Annotated in this window: 16 protein-coding genes; 11 read left to right on the forward strand and 5 right to left on the reverse strand. The window is 40.2% G+C overall.

Features of this window, described 5'->3' with window-relative positions:
• The first annotated feature begins 17 nt into the window (after positions 1-17).
• On the forward strand, positions 18-1,193 hold the full coding sequence (locus IGI44_RS21185; protein WP_438789896.1) for an NAD(P)-dependent malic enzyme: 1,176 nt from the start codon (positions 18-20) through the stop codon (positions 1,191-1,193).
• A 130-nt stretch (positions 1,194-1,323) separates the two neighbouring features.
• On the opposite strand, the gene IGI44_RS21190 is transcribed toward IGI44_RS21185, so the two are convergent.
• The 5 genes from IGI44_RS21190 to IGI44_RS21210 form a co-directional block, all read right to left on the reverse strand.
• Entirely contained in the window at positions 1,324-1,611 is a 288-nt protein-coding gene (locus tag IGI44_RS21190) for a phage holin family protein (protein WP_438790306.1), read from the reverse strand.
• A 305-nt stretch (positions 1,612-1,916) separates the two neighbouring features.
• Positions 1,917-2,570: a DUF2922 domain-containing protein gene (locus IGI44_RS21195; RefSeq protein WP_438789897.1), complete on the reverse strand. Its 654-nt coding sequence runs from the start codon at positions 2,568-2,570 to the stop codon at positions 1,917-1,919.
• Positions 2,571-2,604: 34 nt separating this feature from the next.
• The gene (locus IGI44_RS21200) at positions 2,605-2,997 is read right to left on the reverse strand and encodes a hypothetical protein (RefSeq protein WP_438789898.1); all 393 of its coding nucleotides are present in this window, start codon (positions 2,995-2,997) and stop codon (positions 2,605-2,607) included.
• A 66-nt stretch (positions 2,998-3,063) separates the two neighbouring features.
• Positions 3,064-3,276, reverse strand: a complete 213-nt coding sequence (locus IGI44_RS21205) for a hypothetical protein (RefSeq protein WP_438789899.1) — start codon at positions 3,274-3,276, stop codon at positions 3,064-3,066.
• A 539-nt stretch (positions 3,277-3,815) separates the two neighbouring features.
• Positions 3,816-4,514, reverse strand: a complete 699-nt coding sequence (locus tag IGI44_RS21210) for a hypothetical protein (RefSeq protein ID WP_438789900.1) — start codon at positions 4,512-4,514, stop codon at positions 3,816-3,818.
• Positions 4,515-5,167: 653 nt separating this feature from the next.
• On the opposite strand from IGI44_RS21210, the gene IGI44_RS21215 reads away from it, so the two are divergent.
• The 10 genes from IGI44_RS21215 to IGI44_RS21260 all read left to right on the forward strand — a co-directional run bounded on the left by IGI44_RS21215 (position 5,168) and on the right by IGI44_RS21260 (position 15,642).
• On the forward strand, positions 5,168-6,283 hold the full coding sequence (locus tag IGI44_RS21215; protein WP_438789901.1) for a tyrosine-type recombinase/integrase: 1,116 nt from the start codon (positions 5,168-5,170) through the stop codon (positions 6,281-6,283).
• A gap of 441 nt (positions 6,284-6,724) precedes the next feature.
• Complete coding sequence (locus IGI44_RS21220; protein WP_438789902.1) at positions 6,725-7,378, forward strand: WxL domain-containing protein; 654 nt, start codon at positions 6,725-6,727, stop codon at positions 7,376-7,378.
• Between the two features lie 60 nt (positions 7,379-7,438).
• Entirely contained in the window at positions 7,439-8,482 is a 1,044-nt protein-coding gene (locus IGI44_RS21225) for a DUF916 and DUF3324 domain-containing protein (RefSeq protein WP_438789903.1), read from the forward strand.
• 5 nt (positions 8,483-8,487) lie between these two features.
• Entirely contained in the window at positions 8,488-8,841 is a 354-nt protein-coding gene (locus IGI44_RS21230) for an LPXTG cell wall anchor domain-containing protein (RefSeq protein ID WP_438789904.1), read from the forward strand.
• Positions 8,828-12,088, forward strand: a complete 3,261-nt coding sequence (locus tag IGI44_RS21235) for a hypothetical protein (RefSeq protein WP_438789905.1) — start codon at positions 8,828-8,830, stop codon at positions 12,086-12,088. Before IGI44_RS21230 ends, IGI44_RS21235 begins: the two co-directional genes overlap by 14 nt.
• An 18-nt stretch (positions 12,089-12,106) precedes the next feature.
• Positions 12,107-12,337 (forward strand): hypothetical protein, encoded by a 231-nt coding sequence (locus IGI44_RS21240; protein WP_438789906.1) that lies wholly within the window; start codon positions 12,107-12,109, stop codon positions 12,335-12,337.
• A 58-nt stretch (positions 12,338-12,395) separates the two neighbouring features.
• The gene (locus tag IGI44_RS21245) at positions 12,396-13,136 is read left to right on the forward strand and encodes a winged helix-turn-helix domain-containing protein (protein ID WP_438789907.1); all 741 of its coding nucleotides are present in this window, start codon (positions 12,396-12,398) and stop codon (positions 13,134-13,136) included.
• 344 nt (positions 13,137-13,480) lie between these two features.
• Positions 13,481-14,830 carry an MATE family efflux transporter gene (locus tag IGI44_RS21250; protein ID WP_438789908.1) on the forward strand — a complete coding sequence of 450 codons (1,350 nt, stop codon included), beginning with the start codon at positions 13,481-13,483 and terminating at the stop codon, positions 14,828-14,830.
• 156 nt (positions 14,831-14,986) lie between these two features.
• On the forward strand, positions 14,987-15,322 hold the full coding sequence (locus IGI44_RS21255; protein ID WP_438789909.1) for a type II toxin-antitoxin system Phd/YefM family antitoxin: 336 nt from the start codon (positions 14,987-14,989) through the stop codon (positions 15,320-15,322).
• Between the two features lie 5 nt (positions 15,323-15,327).
• Complete coding sequence (locus IGI44_RS21260) at positions 15,328-15,642, forward strand: type II toxin-antitoxin system RelE family toxin (RefSeq protein ID WP_438789910.1); 315 nt, start codon at positions 15,328-15,330, stop codon at positions 15,640-15,642.
• Positions 15,643-15,745 lie beyond the last annotated feature (103 nt).

Raw genomic sequence — 15,745 nt, forward strand, 5'->3', positions numbered from 1 at the left:
AGTGAGAGGATACAGTTATGGATTATGCAAATGAATCGTTAAAAGCCCATTATAAATGGCGAGGGAAGATCGAAATAACAGGAAGAGCTTCAGTAGATAGTAAAGAAGCACTTTCATTGGCATATACGCCAGGAGTGGCTCAACCATGTCTGGAAATTAAAAAGGATCTTTCAAAAAGTTTTGAGTTGACACGACGCTGGAACACAGTGGCCGTTGTTACTGATGGGACAGCAGTTTTGGGGTTAGGAGATATCGGGCCAGAGGCAAGTATGCCTGTGATGGAGGGAAAGTGTGCGCTTTTCAAAGCCTTTGGTGATGTGGATGCTGTTCCGTTATGTATTCGAAGTAAGGATGTTGACGAAATTGTTCGAACCGTCCAGCTGCTAGCAGGCAGCTTCGGCGGAGTGAACCTAGAAGACATTAGCGCTCCTCGATGCTTAGAGATTGAAGGAAAATTGAAAGCTTGCTGCGATATCCCGATCTTTCATGATGATCAACATGGAACAGCTATCGTTGCTTTGGCTGGCTTGATAAATGCATTAAGGCTTGTTGAAAAAGTAATCGAAGATGTTCAGATCGTGATTTGCGGAGCCGGCTCAGCTGGCTTAGCGATTGCACGATTATTAATGAGCAAAGGCGCAAATCAGATAATACTGACTGATAAAACAGGCTCCCTATATGCAGGAAAAGCAGGGTTAAATGCTGAGCAGGAAAAAATAGCACAGATAACCAATCGTGAAAAAAGAACAGGTTCGTTAGTAGAAATAATTAAGAACGCGGATGTTTTTATTGGAGTATCTGGGTCAGGCGTACTGACCAGAGAAATGGTTCAGAGTATGTCAGAGAAGGCCATTGTCTTCGCCTGTGCGAATCCGACTCCGGAGATTTTTCCAGATGAAGCAAAAGCAGGCGGAGCAGCTGTGGTTTCGACTGGACGCAGTGATTTTCCCAATCAGCTAAACAATGTTCTAGTTTTTCCAGGATTATTTAGAGGTGCGTTAGATGCGAGGGCAACAGATATAAATACTGAAATGAAATTAGCTGCAGCAGAGGTGATCGCAGGGCTCGTAAGTGATGAAGAACTAGATTCAGAATATATTTTACCAGTTCCTTTCGATAAAAGAATCAAGGATCGAGTCGCTGAAGCTGTAGGAAAAGCGGCAAAAAGTACTGGAGTATCGAGGTTAAGATAGTGAGAAAAATTGTTGTGAATGTTCTTTTCATTTTCATTTTTGTTTTTGAATTTAACGAACACCTATTTTTCCACGCAAAGTCAGTCCATACTACAAAGTCGCTTCAGACTTTAAGTATGGATACTTTTTTTTATTGTACATTGTTCTCCTGATCATCCTTATCAGGTACATCCCCGACATTTCGCTCAAAGACCCGCAGCCAATTCTGAATCCACGCGATCTTTAGACCAAAGGCATGGGCATTTTCTAAAATCGATCCGATCTCATACAAAATCAAGAGAGTGGTCCAGATCAAGATCATATTAATAGACAGCGTAATACCAACGACAGGATCGAGTTTGCCTAAAGCTGCGGCATAAATAACCGTTGAAAACGTGATGAACTCGGTAAATAGTTCGTATAGATTGATAGAGTAAATTCATGTATGGCTTTTCAGGGCTTTGGCATAGCCGGTAAAAAGATCCAAGCCAACCATTGTCAAGAAGACACCCATAATTGGGAAACATCCGCCAAATAAATAGTTAGCGGGGATTTCTTCTTTCAATAGATTTAATCAACACTTGTGATTTCGATCGCAGGAGTCTGTGACCTACGCTAGATCGAGTGGAGAAATCTAACAGCGAACTGCTAGATTCATGATTCGCTGGGGCATCTCTATTCCGCTTCCTGCCAAAGCGATTAATCCCTAGAACTAAACATTCTCAAAAAAAACAAGGGCAGAATTTAGCCGCTATCATCAGGTTCGTGGGAGCGAATCTCTGTATCCACATTCTCTCGCGTTTTCCTTGAAAGCAGACGGTTGATCAGACCTTTACGTGCTTTCTTAGGCTTTGTTGCTGGTTGTGATTGTGCAACGTGTGTTGGTTGCGGACGTTCAGTAGATATAGTAGGTTCAATAGTTTCAATCGGTCTAGTGACTGTTTTTTCTTTTAGATTTACAGCATCAATCGGTAAAGTATTTGCTGGTAACGGGAAGTGATTTTTTTCATTAAACGCTTCTTCTAAAGAAATCGCCATACGTGGGGAGCGATCCTCAGGAACTTTCGTAGGTGTTTTAGGAATTGCTTTAGAACCTGTTTCAGAAACTGGCATAGGAAAAAGAGCGGAAGATTGCTCTGTTTCAGGGGTTTCATGAAGCTCCTCCGATGCGTTCGTGAATAGAGTGACTTCAGTTGTGGTCACAAATTTGGCTGAGAGGACGGAATCAAAAAATTTCACACCGTCTTGTTCAAAAATATCGAGGGTCGTAAGTAATTCGCAGGCTTCTTTAATTTCTTCTACGGGCAGGTTGGTATTGACTTCTTTGTAGCGCCAGTTATGGTTTTTACCATTGCTTTTCGCAAACTTCACGACTAAATCAGTTGTTTCTTCAATCATTTCTTTTTTCTCCTTTCAAGTTTTTCTGGATTACTCAGGGCTTATCAGGTTCTGTTGTGTTTTCAGGACGGACAAACGACATCAGGGAACGGGCAACGGAGACGACTTTTTCACCGAAGTTTCTCAACGGAAAGACTCGCAAGGTCAATCTTTTCCACTCAGGTGCGTCAAAGTAATCTTTAAAATAATAGAAAAAGCGTTTCATGGTGCGTGTCGCTTTCGTATTCATGAAGAGATAGCGGACAAGGTCCTCTAAAATATGAGCAAACTCCTGTGCACCAAGCTTAAAGCGGACGCGTAAGGCGACAAGGTACTTGATGGTTAAGCTGCTGTTTTGGGTTTCTTGGTAATATTCCATGATTCGTTTTTCTAAGGTTTCGGGTTTTAGGGAAAACACTTGATTGTGTGTTAAAAGTGGTTCATTCATATTGGTCATCCTTTCTTTTTGAGAAGAGGCAAGCGGGATTCCTCCCGCCGCCGCTCGATTTCTTAGTTAAAATAGAATTCTTTCGGTTGTTTCAATGGATCGGGATTGTTTAATCCTAGCGCAAGTATCCAGATCGTCTTTTGCAAAAAGCTGTGTCTTTTCAATAAGTGCTAACAGGTTCGCCATTTCTGACTCGGGTATCTGTTTGATTGGGCACGTGAAGCGCATTGTCAGCTTCTTCCTTCGATTGGTTTGTGCGTTTTCCTTTTGTCGTTTCATAGACTGTCCACCTTTCTTCCTTCGTTCTTATGGGATAATTTCTTTGGTTAAGTGACTGTTTCTGCCTCCTTCTTTGTTCATTCCAGCTGGTGAACTCATCATAAGGGGAGAAGACAAACAAGGTCAAAGCCGGCAAAATTGCATTCGAGGATCAAAATTGCACCTGTTTTTCCCTTATTTTTTCGAGAAATCCCATTAGATGGGGAGTTCCTATTTTTGAAAACGAAAAAAATAGGCTATTTTCATTGCCTAATGTGATTTTGCAGACATTGACACATTTTGTATTTTATGCTTTCTTAAAGAAATTTGATTTGACGAGGTTTATGGACTTTTTTTCTGGATTTAAAGTTGATAGATTCGTCTAATTCCTATTTTCGCTTAATATTTTCTTAATCATTACTGTTAGGTAAAGAAGTCTATCAATAGCAGGTAAGTGGGCGGATTGTTTTCATTTTCTGTTCAGTTATTGACCTGAAAAACACCATAAAAATAACCCATTGTGGACGTTCAACAGAACGGAAGGTCCACAATGGGTTGTTTTATCGTAAATCAGAGTCCTCTTGATATTTTAAGAGGAGTTCGCTCATATACCTCTGATGAAAAGCCCCTCGATCAGTAATCCAGCACTGGAGAAAGTCACGTCTACTTAATAGCTGCATTAGCGGGGTATCAGGCAAGTGAAGGTAATCCAGCGGGTTTCCATTATAGTGTAGCGTGATCGAATACTCGCGCCGTAAATAGCATAAAGAATAAATCGCTTTTTCCAGTTGTTGTAGAAAACTGCGCTTCTGAGTCGGAATCTCCAGAACCAAGCCGGTAGTCAACTCCGCAAAACAGATCCCTCGGATGGTTCGCAGCTCATAGATGTCCAGCGGATTCACCCACGAACAATTTTCCGGAGCCTCCAGTGGACACAAGGCAAAGTGCCAATTGATAAACGGTACCTTATACGAAGAAAAACCGTTGATCATTGAAAAACACCGCCTCGTTAGCGTGTAATCAAAAAGGCGGTGCGTCTGATAGAACGTACGCAAGGTTTCCAAGCTGCTGCCATCATACAAGGAACGCTGATTTTCCCGCAAGACTACGGTGCCTAAATCACAAGGCGCCACAAGTAACGCTGTAATCGATTTCAAATCAAACGGATTAAATTCAGGCGCATCCTCTAATAAGAATAACCACTCCTCAGACATTCGATTGTTGTACAAAATTTTTCCCAAATACTCTTCATTTGACATGTGCATCACTCCTTAACTCTTGATGCCTCCAGTATACCTAAAAATAACTGCATGTTTTGACAGATTATTTTCAAAAATAACAGGTAAACAGAAAAACAACTGAAATTCTTTATTTCAAAAAAAGAAAAAAGTACGGAAGTGATGTTTTATTTGAGGTATTATATCCTTTGACCGTAAAATATTGAACTTTTTTATTCGTTATTTAAATGTATTTTTTGGCCTTTTTATAAATGCAAAAATTCACGTGTGATAACAGGGTGGGAATTGAAAACAGACAATAAAGGGCGAAGAAAAACGCCTAAGAAAGGATTTTCTAAGGTGTTCAAAGAGTTGTTTGTCGGGGTCAAGTGAAAAATTATAAAAATAAGACTTGAAGGCAAATATAATTAATTCATTTTACTTGTTTTAAATAAAAATAAGAAATCTGACAAATAACCAGAAAAAAACTAATCATATTTGTCTACCAATATCTTTATATTAGAAATTATAGGATATTATAAAAGGAATTGCAATATTAATTTAAAAATTATAGTTGGTATTTAACTTTTGGAGTGAGTAAACACTGGAAAGTTACAAGAAAGTTTAATGAAAAGTAACAATTACTAACCCCGTCAAAAATACTCGTCAAATCAGTTGGAAAGTGTGGTTATTTTATGGAGAAACAATCTACCAGAGGAGAGAATATTTACTATAGAAAGGATGGACGCTGGGAAGGGCGCTACGCAATCGGCAGGAAGAGTAATGGCCGGCTTAAATATGGGTACATCTATGGAAAAACGTATCAAGACGTGCGCGAAAAGCTGCTTCCTTTAAAGCAACAATCAGAACGAATGATGGAACTGTATGGAAAAAGCCTAATGACATACAGTGAATGGATTATCCAATGGAAAAAAGAAATTCGAATGTCCGTGAAGGTATCGACGTTTTCAGATTATTGCTATAAGCTTTCTCGCTACCTACTTCCTCATTTAGGAAATACACCAATGTATCAAGTCACATCTGAGCGTATTCAAGAAATCGTTGATCATTATATTGATCAAAGGCTTTCAGCCAGCAGTATTCAAATCATTGTTTGTCTTTTAAAGAAGACTCTAAATGATGCAAAGAAACAAGGTCTTCTTTATAAGAATCCTTGCCATGCCGTCCAATTGCCAAAAAGAAGAACCAAAAAAGTTCGAGCATTAACAATTGAGCAACAGCGAACTCTTTTAGAGATAGTGGATAAAAATAACGATGCGAAGTCACAAGCAGTTGTGCTGGCACTAAATACAGGCATGCGTATCGGAGAAATTGCGGCTTTGAAATGGGAAAATGTTGATTTTAATAAAGGAATCATTTCTATTCGTCAAACCTGTAACCGAATTCAGGCTATCGGAAACCAGAAGACTATTATCAACTATGATGAGGTAAAAAGTGCGGCTTCCCACCGCATTATCCCAATGAATCAAAAAGTGCAAAACTTATTAAAACGTTTAAGGAAAGCAAGTGATACAGACTTTGTTTTTTCGGTTGGGTCTAAAGGGTGTGAACCACGTGTGCTAACATATCACTTTCACCAGTTAAGGAAACAAGCAAAATTGGAGAGCATTCATTTTCATCAGCTTCGTCATACCTTTGCCACACGGTGTTTAGAAGCAAAAATCGGAATCGCATCCGTTAGTGCATTGCTAGGGCACTCCTCAACAAAGATGACACTAGATGTTTATTCGGATTCGATGCTGGAAGAACGAGTCACCGCGGTTTATGCAATCGAAGCACTCACGGATTAATTAAAAATGAAATAAAATTTGATGAAAATAACCTAATTTTTGTTCCTTGGCGAAGCATTTTTTTGCCATTTCAAAGTAAGCGCTAACAAAATCAAAAAAACAAATTGATTAAAAAAAATCCTATTCTAAGCTGTTTATTAAGAAAATATTAAGAATAAAAAGTCGTGAAAATCACTTCTTGTTATTTAAAATTATATTCAAGAAGTAATAAAAGCCGTCAATATTAGCCGTCATATTCATGACTACGCGTTGTTCTGCACTTTCTGATGGATTTCTTATTTTTATTTAAAACAGGACAAAACCCAAACATCAGAAAATAAGTCATACGAATTAAGTTTACCATTTCTTTTTGCCTATTTTTCAATTTTTTTCGATATCAATAGCAAAGAGCTGTTTGATATATAAATCTCAAAAAAAATAAAAAAGAGGGAGAGACAAGAGATGAAGAAAAAATTATTTGCTGGCATGCTAGCCAGCGCGACCGTTTTAGGGATGTTTGTGGCAGGAGGTACGGCACTAGCAGCAGTGGATTCACATGATACGGAAGTAGGTATTGGCTTTTCGGATCACACAGTGCCGCCTGGCACGGATGATTTGACGATGGAATGGGCTCCAATAAAATTTGATTTTGGAAGCTCTAACCAAGTGAATACAGCAGCGAATGCTTTTTCGGAAGTATCTGGTGTGAAAAAATATGTAGTGGTCAGTGATGCCAGAACAGAAACTGGAGCCGATGAATGGAAGTTAACAGCACAAATGGGTAATATTTCAAGTGGCTCTATTCCATTAGTAGGAGCAACACTTTCATTCGACACTGTTAAACAAGCTTATCAAGGAACTAGCGCACCTGAAGCAGCGGGCTCTATTATCGCTCCAACTCCTGCTCATACTGCTGATGTTCCTGCAAACCAAACTTTGGCACAAGGAGCTTCTGCTACTACTGTTATGTCAGATGATGGGTCTTCCACTTCTTCTTATAAAGGAAAGACTGCCATGGAAATGGACAACATTAAATTAAATGTTCCTGCAAATGCTGCAGAATCTGGTAAACAGTATTCCGGCAAACTAACTTGGTCATTAGAAGACACAATCTAATAGAACGCAAAAGAGGGGTAGGAGCAGTCTCCTCTCCCTTTTTTATTGGAGGAGGATGTCATGGCTAGGTACTTGAAGTTTATTAGAGGCAGTCTGTTTCTTATGATTATCGGGAGTTTGTTCTTTCCGATGATTGGTCGAGCAGAAAAAGAAGAACAAGATCCGGCAGGTTTTACAGTAGAAAGTATCATACCTGAAAATCAGGTAGATAAAACAAAAACCTACTATTATTTGTCTGTTGAACCGGAACAGAAACAAACGATTCAAGTAAAAGTGATCAGTACGAAAAAAGAACCTGTCACAGTTAGTGTAGCGGTTCATGATGCAGTAAGCAGTTCAGTCGGCGCGATTGATTATGCCAATGCCAAGCCGAAGCTGGATAAAAGCTTGAAGAATCCAATCACCAGCTTGGTAAAGGTCAAAGACAATGTTAAGGAAGTAACAGTAAAAAACTTTGAAGAGAAGATCGTTGAATACGAGATCATACCGCCTAAAGAATCTTTTACAGGTGTGAAATTGGGTTCCTTGCGCTTTGTTCGCAAAGGCGGCGCTGCTGAGAAGAATAAAAGCGGTCTGACTCCAGAATATGCACGAGTGATTGCTTTGATGCTAACAGAAGACGAAGAGCAGTTTAATCATGGTGCAGACCTTCATTTGAAGAAAGTCGGCTTGGATTTGTCTAACGGCCGCAAAGTGATCGCGGCGAATGTCCAGAATAATCAGCCGAAAGTCTTGCAGGAAATGAAGATCAACGGGCAGATCAAGCGTAAAGGTGAATCGAAAGTCTTGTCAAAGCATGAGATGGAGAATTTCTCTGTTGCGCCGAATTCGAATTTCAATTTTGAGATTCCATTGGGCATAGATAAATTTGAAGCTGGAACCTATGTATTTACCGGGGAAGCCAAAGGTGACGGACGCACGTGGAAATGGAACGAGACCTTCGAGGTCGGAAAAGAACGAGCAGATCAAATCAATGAAGAGACTGTCTTCAAGCTGATCGTTCCGCAATGGGTCCCATGGGTCGCGGGAATCCTGCTATTGAGTCTAATCGGATTGATCGTGTTCTTGAGGCGTCGTCAACGCACTTGGCAAGAAAGGAAGTGAGGGATGTGAAGCATAAAAAAGGGTTCTTCTTGTTGGTGCTACTTAGTTTATTGTTACCCATTTCTGCTTATGCGTCAGAGAATCAGGATGCAGAGATTGGGATCGGCTTTTCACAGAACCAACCAGTACCGAAGGAAATACCGTTCATACCAGAAGAGAATGTCTTGCCATTGACCTCTGGCTATAAGACGTATCCCGCTCGATACGGCACTTTGCCGAAAACGGGTATGATCCAAACGAATTGGGCAAATCGATTGGGCGTTCTTTGCTTAGCGGTTTGTTTCTGGCTGTTTCTATTTTTCCGAATCAAGGACGATGAGGATTCGAAGGAAGGAGGAGACAGGAATGAAACGAACTAAGAAACAGGTGCTGAGTCTAATTACTGTGGGGTATCTGTTACTCAATACTGTGGTGATGAGTGGTGCCGTCTTTGCGAAAACAGTACCGAGTGAAGAAATCAAGACGACCACCAGCAGTTCAGCACCAAAAGAAAGTCTGTCGTCAACGATGCCGACGATTCCTGCACCATCAACTTCATCTAGTGAGCCAATCGTTTCTTCTGAACCAAAGGAAGAAAAGAGAGTTCTTACTTATGAAGACAATCAATTGTTTGAAGCAGTGAAGGCTGATTCTGCGATTCCAGCGGTTGTTTTTCAGAACAGAGAGTTAGAAGATGGGTTGAATATTCAAGGAACGGTTTCCGCTGGAAAAGAAGAAAATCAGAGCGAGACGATCCTGTCAGCATTGATTCTTCAACGTCAAGCAGAATCAGGTGAGTGGGAAGATACTCATCACTTTTCTATTGGTGAAAAAGGCGTTAATTTATCTGTGACTGAATTTCCTTTTGAGTATTCAGAGGAAGTGGAAAAAACAGGTGTGGCAAGTTATCGTTTGGCTGCAGATTACACGATCAATTACTCGAATGAGGATGAACAACCACAAAAGGGTTCAGTAGAAATCGGTAAAGTCATCAAAGTAGACGCGAAGGATTCAGAGAAACAAACAGAGGAATCTATTTCTGCTTTTCAAGAAAGTTCCGAACCTGAACAAGAAAGTACAACTGAGTCAAATCAAGATTCTACTGGAACAACCATAGAGGAAAGTACAGTTGAGAGTAGTGGACCGAAAGTAGATTCGAAACAAGATGAGCCAGTCATGATTGATCCATCGACGGGTACCGGCACTACTAGTCCCAGTACTCTAGGTGAAAATAATCAGATTCCAAAGATGGCAGATACTTATCGTGAGGCGTTTCAGCGAGGCTTGGGGATTATGCCGATGGCTAGTGCAGGTGTCACTCCCACAACATCAAATGAATACTATTATCAAGCTATTCCCTTCGCTGAATTTGCTAAGCCAGTGGTCATATCTGCGCAATATACTAGTAAAACCAGAGTGACCATGAAGTTGAGAATTAATTGGAAATATGAAGCATACAATTACTATACCTCTGTAGCTAATCCGGAGGTTGAGATAGATAATAGTTCAAACTCTTACGATTTTCATTTGAGTTTTGGAGGGACATATTGGGGTAAGAATGGGATTGTTGGTCAACTGAATAAAAGTCACATGGTCAATTATTTGGGAAACGGAAGTAACGGAAATTTAGATGTAGCTAGTTTTGTGAATAGTCGAATTATCTCCCAGAGAGTATCTGGAAGTCCTGCCCGTTATTATTATTGGTCTGATAATACGACTACTTTAGTTTTATTAAATATTCCGACACTGCAAAATGTCAGATTAGAATACAACATGAAATATAAATCAAAAAATGCGACCTATTATATTGATTATTATTTTGGCGCCCCAAACATTAAGGACCTCTCTCACATATCTATACCAAAATTTACTGCTACTGATGAGAAGACGACCTCTGTAGATATGACACAAGGAACTTACAGCGGAGATACATCCAATGATAAAAATGATGGGGTTCTTCAATTATCGCTTAATAAAGGAGCATCTTGGACAAATCATATTACCAATTTGAATCATACCATCAGTAGGGATGGCACCTATTCAGCAAGAAATATAACAGGATTAACCGCTGGAACAGAGTATTACGCCAGAGTTAGTTTAAAAGACTGGTTATCTGCCAGTGGCTATTCTGGAAATGGAGTTTTTTATACACCAAATAGTGTCAACATACCTCAGGCTGTGTCATTAGGTGTACCGACAAACTCTAACAATGCTACAGCTCAAATTGAAGCAACTTATAATGTGGGGAGCTCACCGGCACATCCTAGTATTGTCGAAACTCAAATTTTGGATACTGGTACGGGTAAATGGGTGAATGTATCATCTTCTCCAAAAGTGAATACTAGTACCAAGAAAATCAATTATGAACTCAAGGGACTCACTCAAAATTCTTTGAACTATACAAGATATCGTGTGAAAAATGCAAGTGGCGCATGGTCTCCATGGGCAGCATGTCAATTTTCCACAAAGGGGATCGATTTAGTAATCAGTGAGCTAAGTGTTGATCATGATGTTACAGGAACAAACCAATTAACTATAAAGAGTGGTACTTATTCAGGGCAGCCTTCTACAGATCCAGCAGATAAAGATAAAGGCGAGGTGTGGTATAAGACAGGGAGTGGCACTTGGTCAGAGGTCACAAAAAATTTGATGTATTCAACTACATTGGATGGTATTTATAGTGGACAAACTATCGTAGGGTTAACTCCAGGTACACTATATGATGTCAGATTTTGTTTAAGGGATTCTTCTAGAATTTGGAAATATAGGGATTCTCAGGCAAGCACTTTAAACACAGTTTCAAAACCTACAATTGATTCTTTACCAACACCTCTAGGAAAACATAATGCTTCAGTAGATATTTCAGGTGTATATGGTATAGGTCCAGTGGGTACAACACCAGCACATCCTGATAAAGTGCAGGTCCAAATTAGTTTAGATAACTCTACTTGGCAAAATATCGACAGCAGTACGACACCAAAGATTGACACTCAATCCATTGATACAAGTAGTACAAAAACGAATTTTACTATTAGCAAGTTGAAAGCAGACACAGAGTACTTTGTCCGTTATCGAGTTGAAAACCAAGGTGGTTGGTCTGCGTGGTCGGAATCTGATATTTCAGATAAATTTAAGACACCAAAGGCCCCAGCAAGCATGGAACTGATCAACGCACCAAAACTTGACTTCGGTATGTTGAAGAATGAAAACTTCCCGCAGACGGCTACTTTAGATGCGGCTAGTACAAAGAATCATGTTGAAGTAGAGAATTCTATTCTGACAAAAGGCTGGAAGCTAACTGCTAAATTAGATCAGCTGAAACGCACGGATAATCCAAGTATTCTCATGCCTTGGGCGACATTAACGATGAAAATAAATTTACAGAATTCCACTGATGACGGTCTGAATTGGGGAGATTATAACCAAGGTGTTGTTGGATCTCCGGGAATAGTAACGATCAATTCTGGTGCGGCAGCCAAGACTTTGTGGAGTATATCTGATCCAAATGATGCTCAAGGATACTTCAGGACAGAGATTGACTGGAGCAGTGTGACGCTTGATGTGCCAGCGAATCAAACTGGGATGTATGCTGGAAACTTGGTTTGGAGTCTTGATGACACGCCATAAGAAAGGGAGGAACTTTGAATGACGATTCCAGTATGGCTGGGAGTTTTCGGCGCGATTGCCTTAGGCGGATTGATCAGCTTTCTATTGTTCTTCATCAAGGACAGCCGCTTACGCATAGAGCATGGCAAGAAGTCGACGGTGTTATTAGTGGACTGCGGCTTATTGTTTATCATGCTGCTAGCGATCGGTGCGGCGATCTTCCTGTATCTTGATTGGCAGGCGCAGCTGAATTACTTTTTAGGAAATTAGGATATGAGGAAGTAGGTGAGAGCTTACTTCCTTAAAAAATAAAGAAGGAGGCGCACGAATGAAACCTATTTTGATTTTGACCAAGAACTTAGTTGTGGAACAGGAGTTGCAACAACAGCTTCAATACCTGAACTATGAGGTCTTTTGTTCAGTGGAATTATTGGAGTGTTTAAAGGCAGGTAAACGTCAGAAAGATACGAGGACGGATTCTTTGCAACGTTGTTTACTGAATTATCAGGCGATCATTTTAAGTGAAACGATCGCCGATTCCGAGATCAGAGAACTGCTGCCGATTTTGAAATCAGACAAGCGGGCACTTTTACGGAAGCTGTATAATAAGCCAAATGCCAACGAAGAGGAACAAATGAAGACGCTAGGCGTGATCGACTGGTTGTTTATTGATCAATCGATTGATTATTTACGCGAACAGTTATCAGAAAAACTGGCACCCTATCAAAAGGATGAAACGAGTATCGTCTTTATGTACAAGAACGAGTCACCGCAGGAATCAGGCAATCTCCAGCAATTAAAGAGAAGCCTGACAAAAAGGGAACAGACGACCTTAGATTGTCTGATTCGTTCCAAAGGCGGCATTGTGTCTAGAGAATACCTATGTTCACGACTTTGGAATGACCAGCCAAACAATTCTCATTTATCCCAGACCTCTGTCTTGATAAAGCGGATCAAGACAAAATTGGAGTTGGCCGGCTTTGATCCTGAGATGATCAAAACCGTCTGGGGCAGCGGGTATATGTTGAAGAAGGGGGTCTTTGAGAAGGATTTTTTAGTAACGGTTTAGACTAGACGTACGAATACATAGGATAGATGTTGGAGGGCGAAGAACTGAATGATTTTATGCGAGATGGCTGATGGATATTGGCATCTCTTTTTTTTTGCTTTTAATCCTCTAGGAGTAAGATCATTGGTTACAGATATTTTACTTATAGGTGTTAGAATGGCAAATAGCATTGACTTTCCATTTGGCGTCTGATAATTTAATAAAAAAGAGTCATTTTTGACTTCAATAATGAGTGGAATGAACAAGGCGTTTAGACGTTACCCCTTATGCAGGAGAAAATCCTTGCATATGCGTAACTCTGAACGCCTTTTTTTTAAAGTTTGGTTACCAAAGGAGGGTTTTGTATGGGAAAGGATATGACGCGGGGAAGTATTGTAAAGGTGTTATTGCTATTTACCATTCCATTAGTGCTTAGTGGGGTATTTCAGCAGCTGTTTAATTGGGTGGATGCCTTCATTGTCGGGAATGTTGAGGGAGAGCTGCCGCTGGCGTCCATCGGCGCGACGACTGCTATTTACAACTTATGTATTACAGCGATCATTGGGTTTACTTCTGGATTGTCTGTGTTATCCGCTCAAAATCATGGGAAAAGAGAATTCTGGAAAATGCGGGAAACGTTGTTTTCGTTTATGGCTATTTTAGGTGGTTTTTTCTTACTGATTTCGGTCTTGGGGATTGTTTTTACGACACCGATTGTGGCGTTGTTAGATACGCCTCAGAAATTAATGGGCATTGCTAGTCAGTATTTGAAAATCATGTTGATGGGCGTGCCCTTTTTAGCGATTTATAATGTGTATACCGGTGTACTAAGAGGCGCAGGTGACAGTAAGGCGCCCTTTGTTTCGATCATTCTTTCTTCGATCGCTAATGTGATACTAGATATTCTTTTTGTGGCGGTTCTTCGTCAGGGAGCAGCGGGCGCGGCGGTGGCGACCGTCATTTCGCAAGTCGCGATGACGCTTTATATCATTATTTACACGGAAAAGACCTATCCGTATTTGAACTATCGATTGGACAAAAAAATAATCGAGAAGACAACGATACAAACAGGCGCACAGTTTGGTGTCCCACCAACGATTCAAGCCAGCATCAGTTCGATTGGCAATATCGTCCTTCAGAAGTTTATGAATGGCTTCGGGGAACAGACCATTGCGGCAATCACGACAGCCTATCGCGTAGATTCGGTCATTTTTTTGCCGATCGTGAATTTTGGTTCGGGTGTAGCGACGGTGGTGGCTCAGAATATCGGTGCCGAGAATGAAGAACGAGCTAAAAAGACCTTGAAAATCGGGTTGGCGATGATTGCGGTGATCTCACTAGGCATTTCACTGTTCATCTTTTTCTTTGGGGAAAACTTATTAGCCCTCTTCGGACTTTCTGCCAATTCTGTAGCTATTGGAAAAACCTTCTTTCGAACATTAGCGCCTTTTTACCTCATCTATGGTTTTTCTATGGTGATTCGGGGATACGTGGAAGGCTGCGGGGACATGGTTTTTTCAAGTGTCGCAGGCGTGACTTCGTTAATTGTCAGAATCGCGGCATCGTATCTGTTGGTACACATATTCGCCAGTAAGATCATTGCGCTCTCAGAGGGATTCTCTTGGATTGTGCTACTAGCGATTTATTTGGTTCGCTATTGGAAGAAGGAGCGGGAAACAAAGGTAGGCTGTCGAGAAGAAATAGAAGAAGGCTAGTCTAGCTGTTACAGGTTGGATTGATTGAACTCTCGAAAAGTCAGTATCGGGTATTTTAAGCCGTTCACAAGGTTTAAACATCGTTTATATTTTTTGCAAAGACTTGATTAAGTCTATATTTAGTGCTATATTTAGTCATAGTAGAGGAGGGTTCATATGATGAATGTAATAAAAAATCCTCTTACATCTGTAAGTGAATTGAAAAAAGCGCCTATGAAAATTATCGAGCTTTCAAAAGAATCTGGCGACGCAGTCTATATTTTAAATAATAACAAGGATGTAGGAGTGATTGTTGCTAGCGATCGTTACAAAGAATTAATTGAGTCGAATGCGGTTCTTGAAGAAAAAAATAATGAATTAACTCAGCGTTTGGTTTATTTAGAGACGGAGTTACGGTTACTAACAAATAAGAAGACTTTTTTGGATAGTGAGATTCGTGAATCTGGTGGAATGCACATGGACCTGTCAGAGTTGGATGATGAGTGGGAGTAGAACGGATGGTCTATGAACTAAGGTGGTTTGAAGAAGCTGTAAAGGACTACAAGAAACTCGATGGCTCTCAGAGAGTTCAGGTGGATAAAGGACTTGAAAAGATCCAAGAAAAAGGAATGCAGGCAGGAAAAGAGCTCCATGGAAATCTGAAGCAATGCAGAGAAATCAAGCATAAACGCTTGGGTATTAGAATCATTTTCAAAGAAAACAGTGAAACGAAGTCGATTGATGTTATAGATATCATCATTATTGAGAAAAGGGCAGATGAGCGGGTCTTTATAGATGCTGTCAAAAGATTGCAGAAAAAAACGCTTAATTAATTTTCTAAAGCTGTCAAAACTTGTTCATTCTGATAAGAACGTAAAAAAGGAGTATATTACTCTTTTTTTTTTGTGAATTTTTAGAAAGTATTCGAAGGAGCGC

This window comes from Enterococcus sp. DIV0756, assembly GCF_051710745.1.
Classification (GTDB): Bacteria; Bacillota; Bacilli; order Lactobacillales; family Enterococcaceae; genus Enterococcus_A.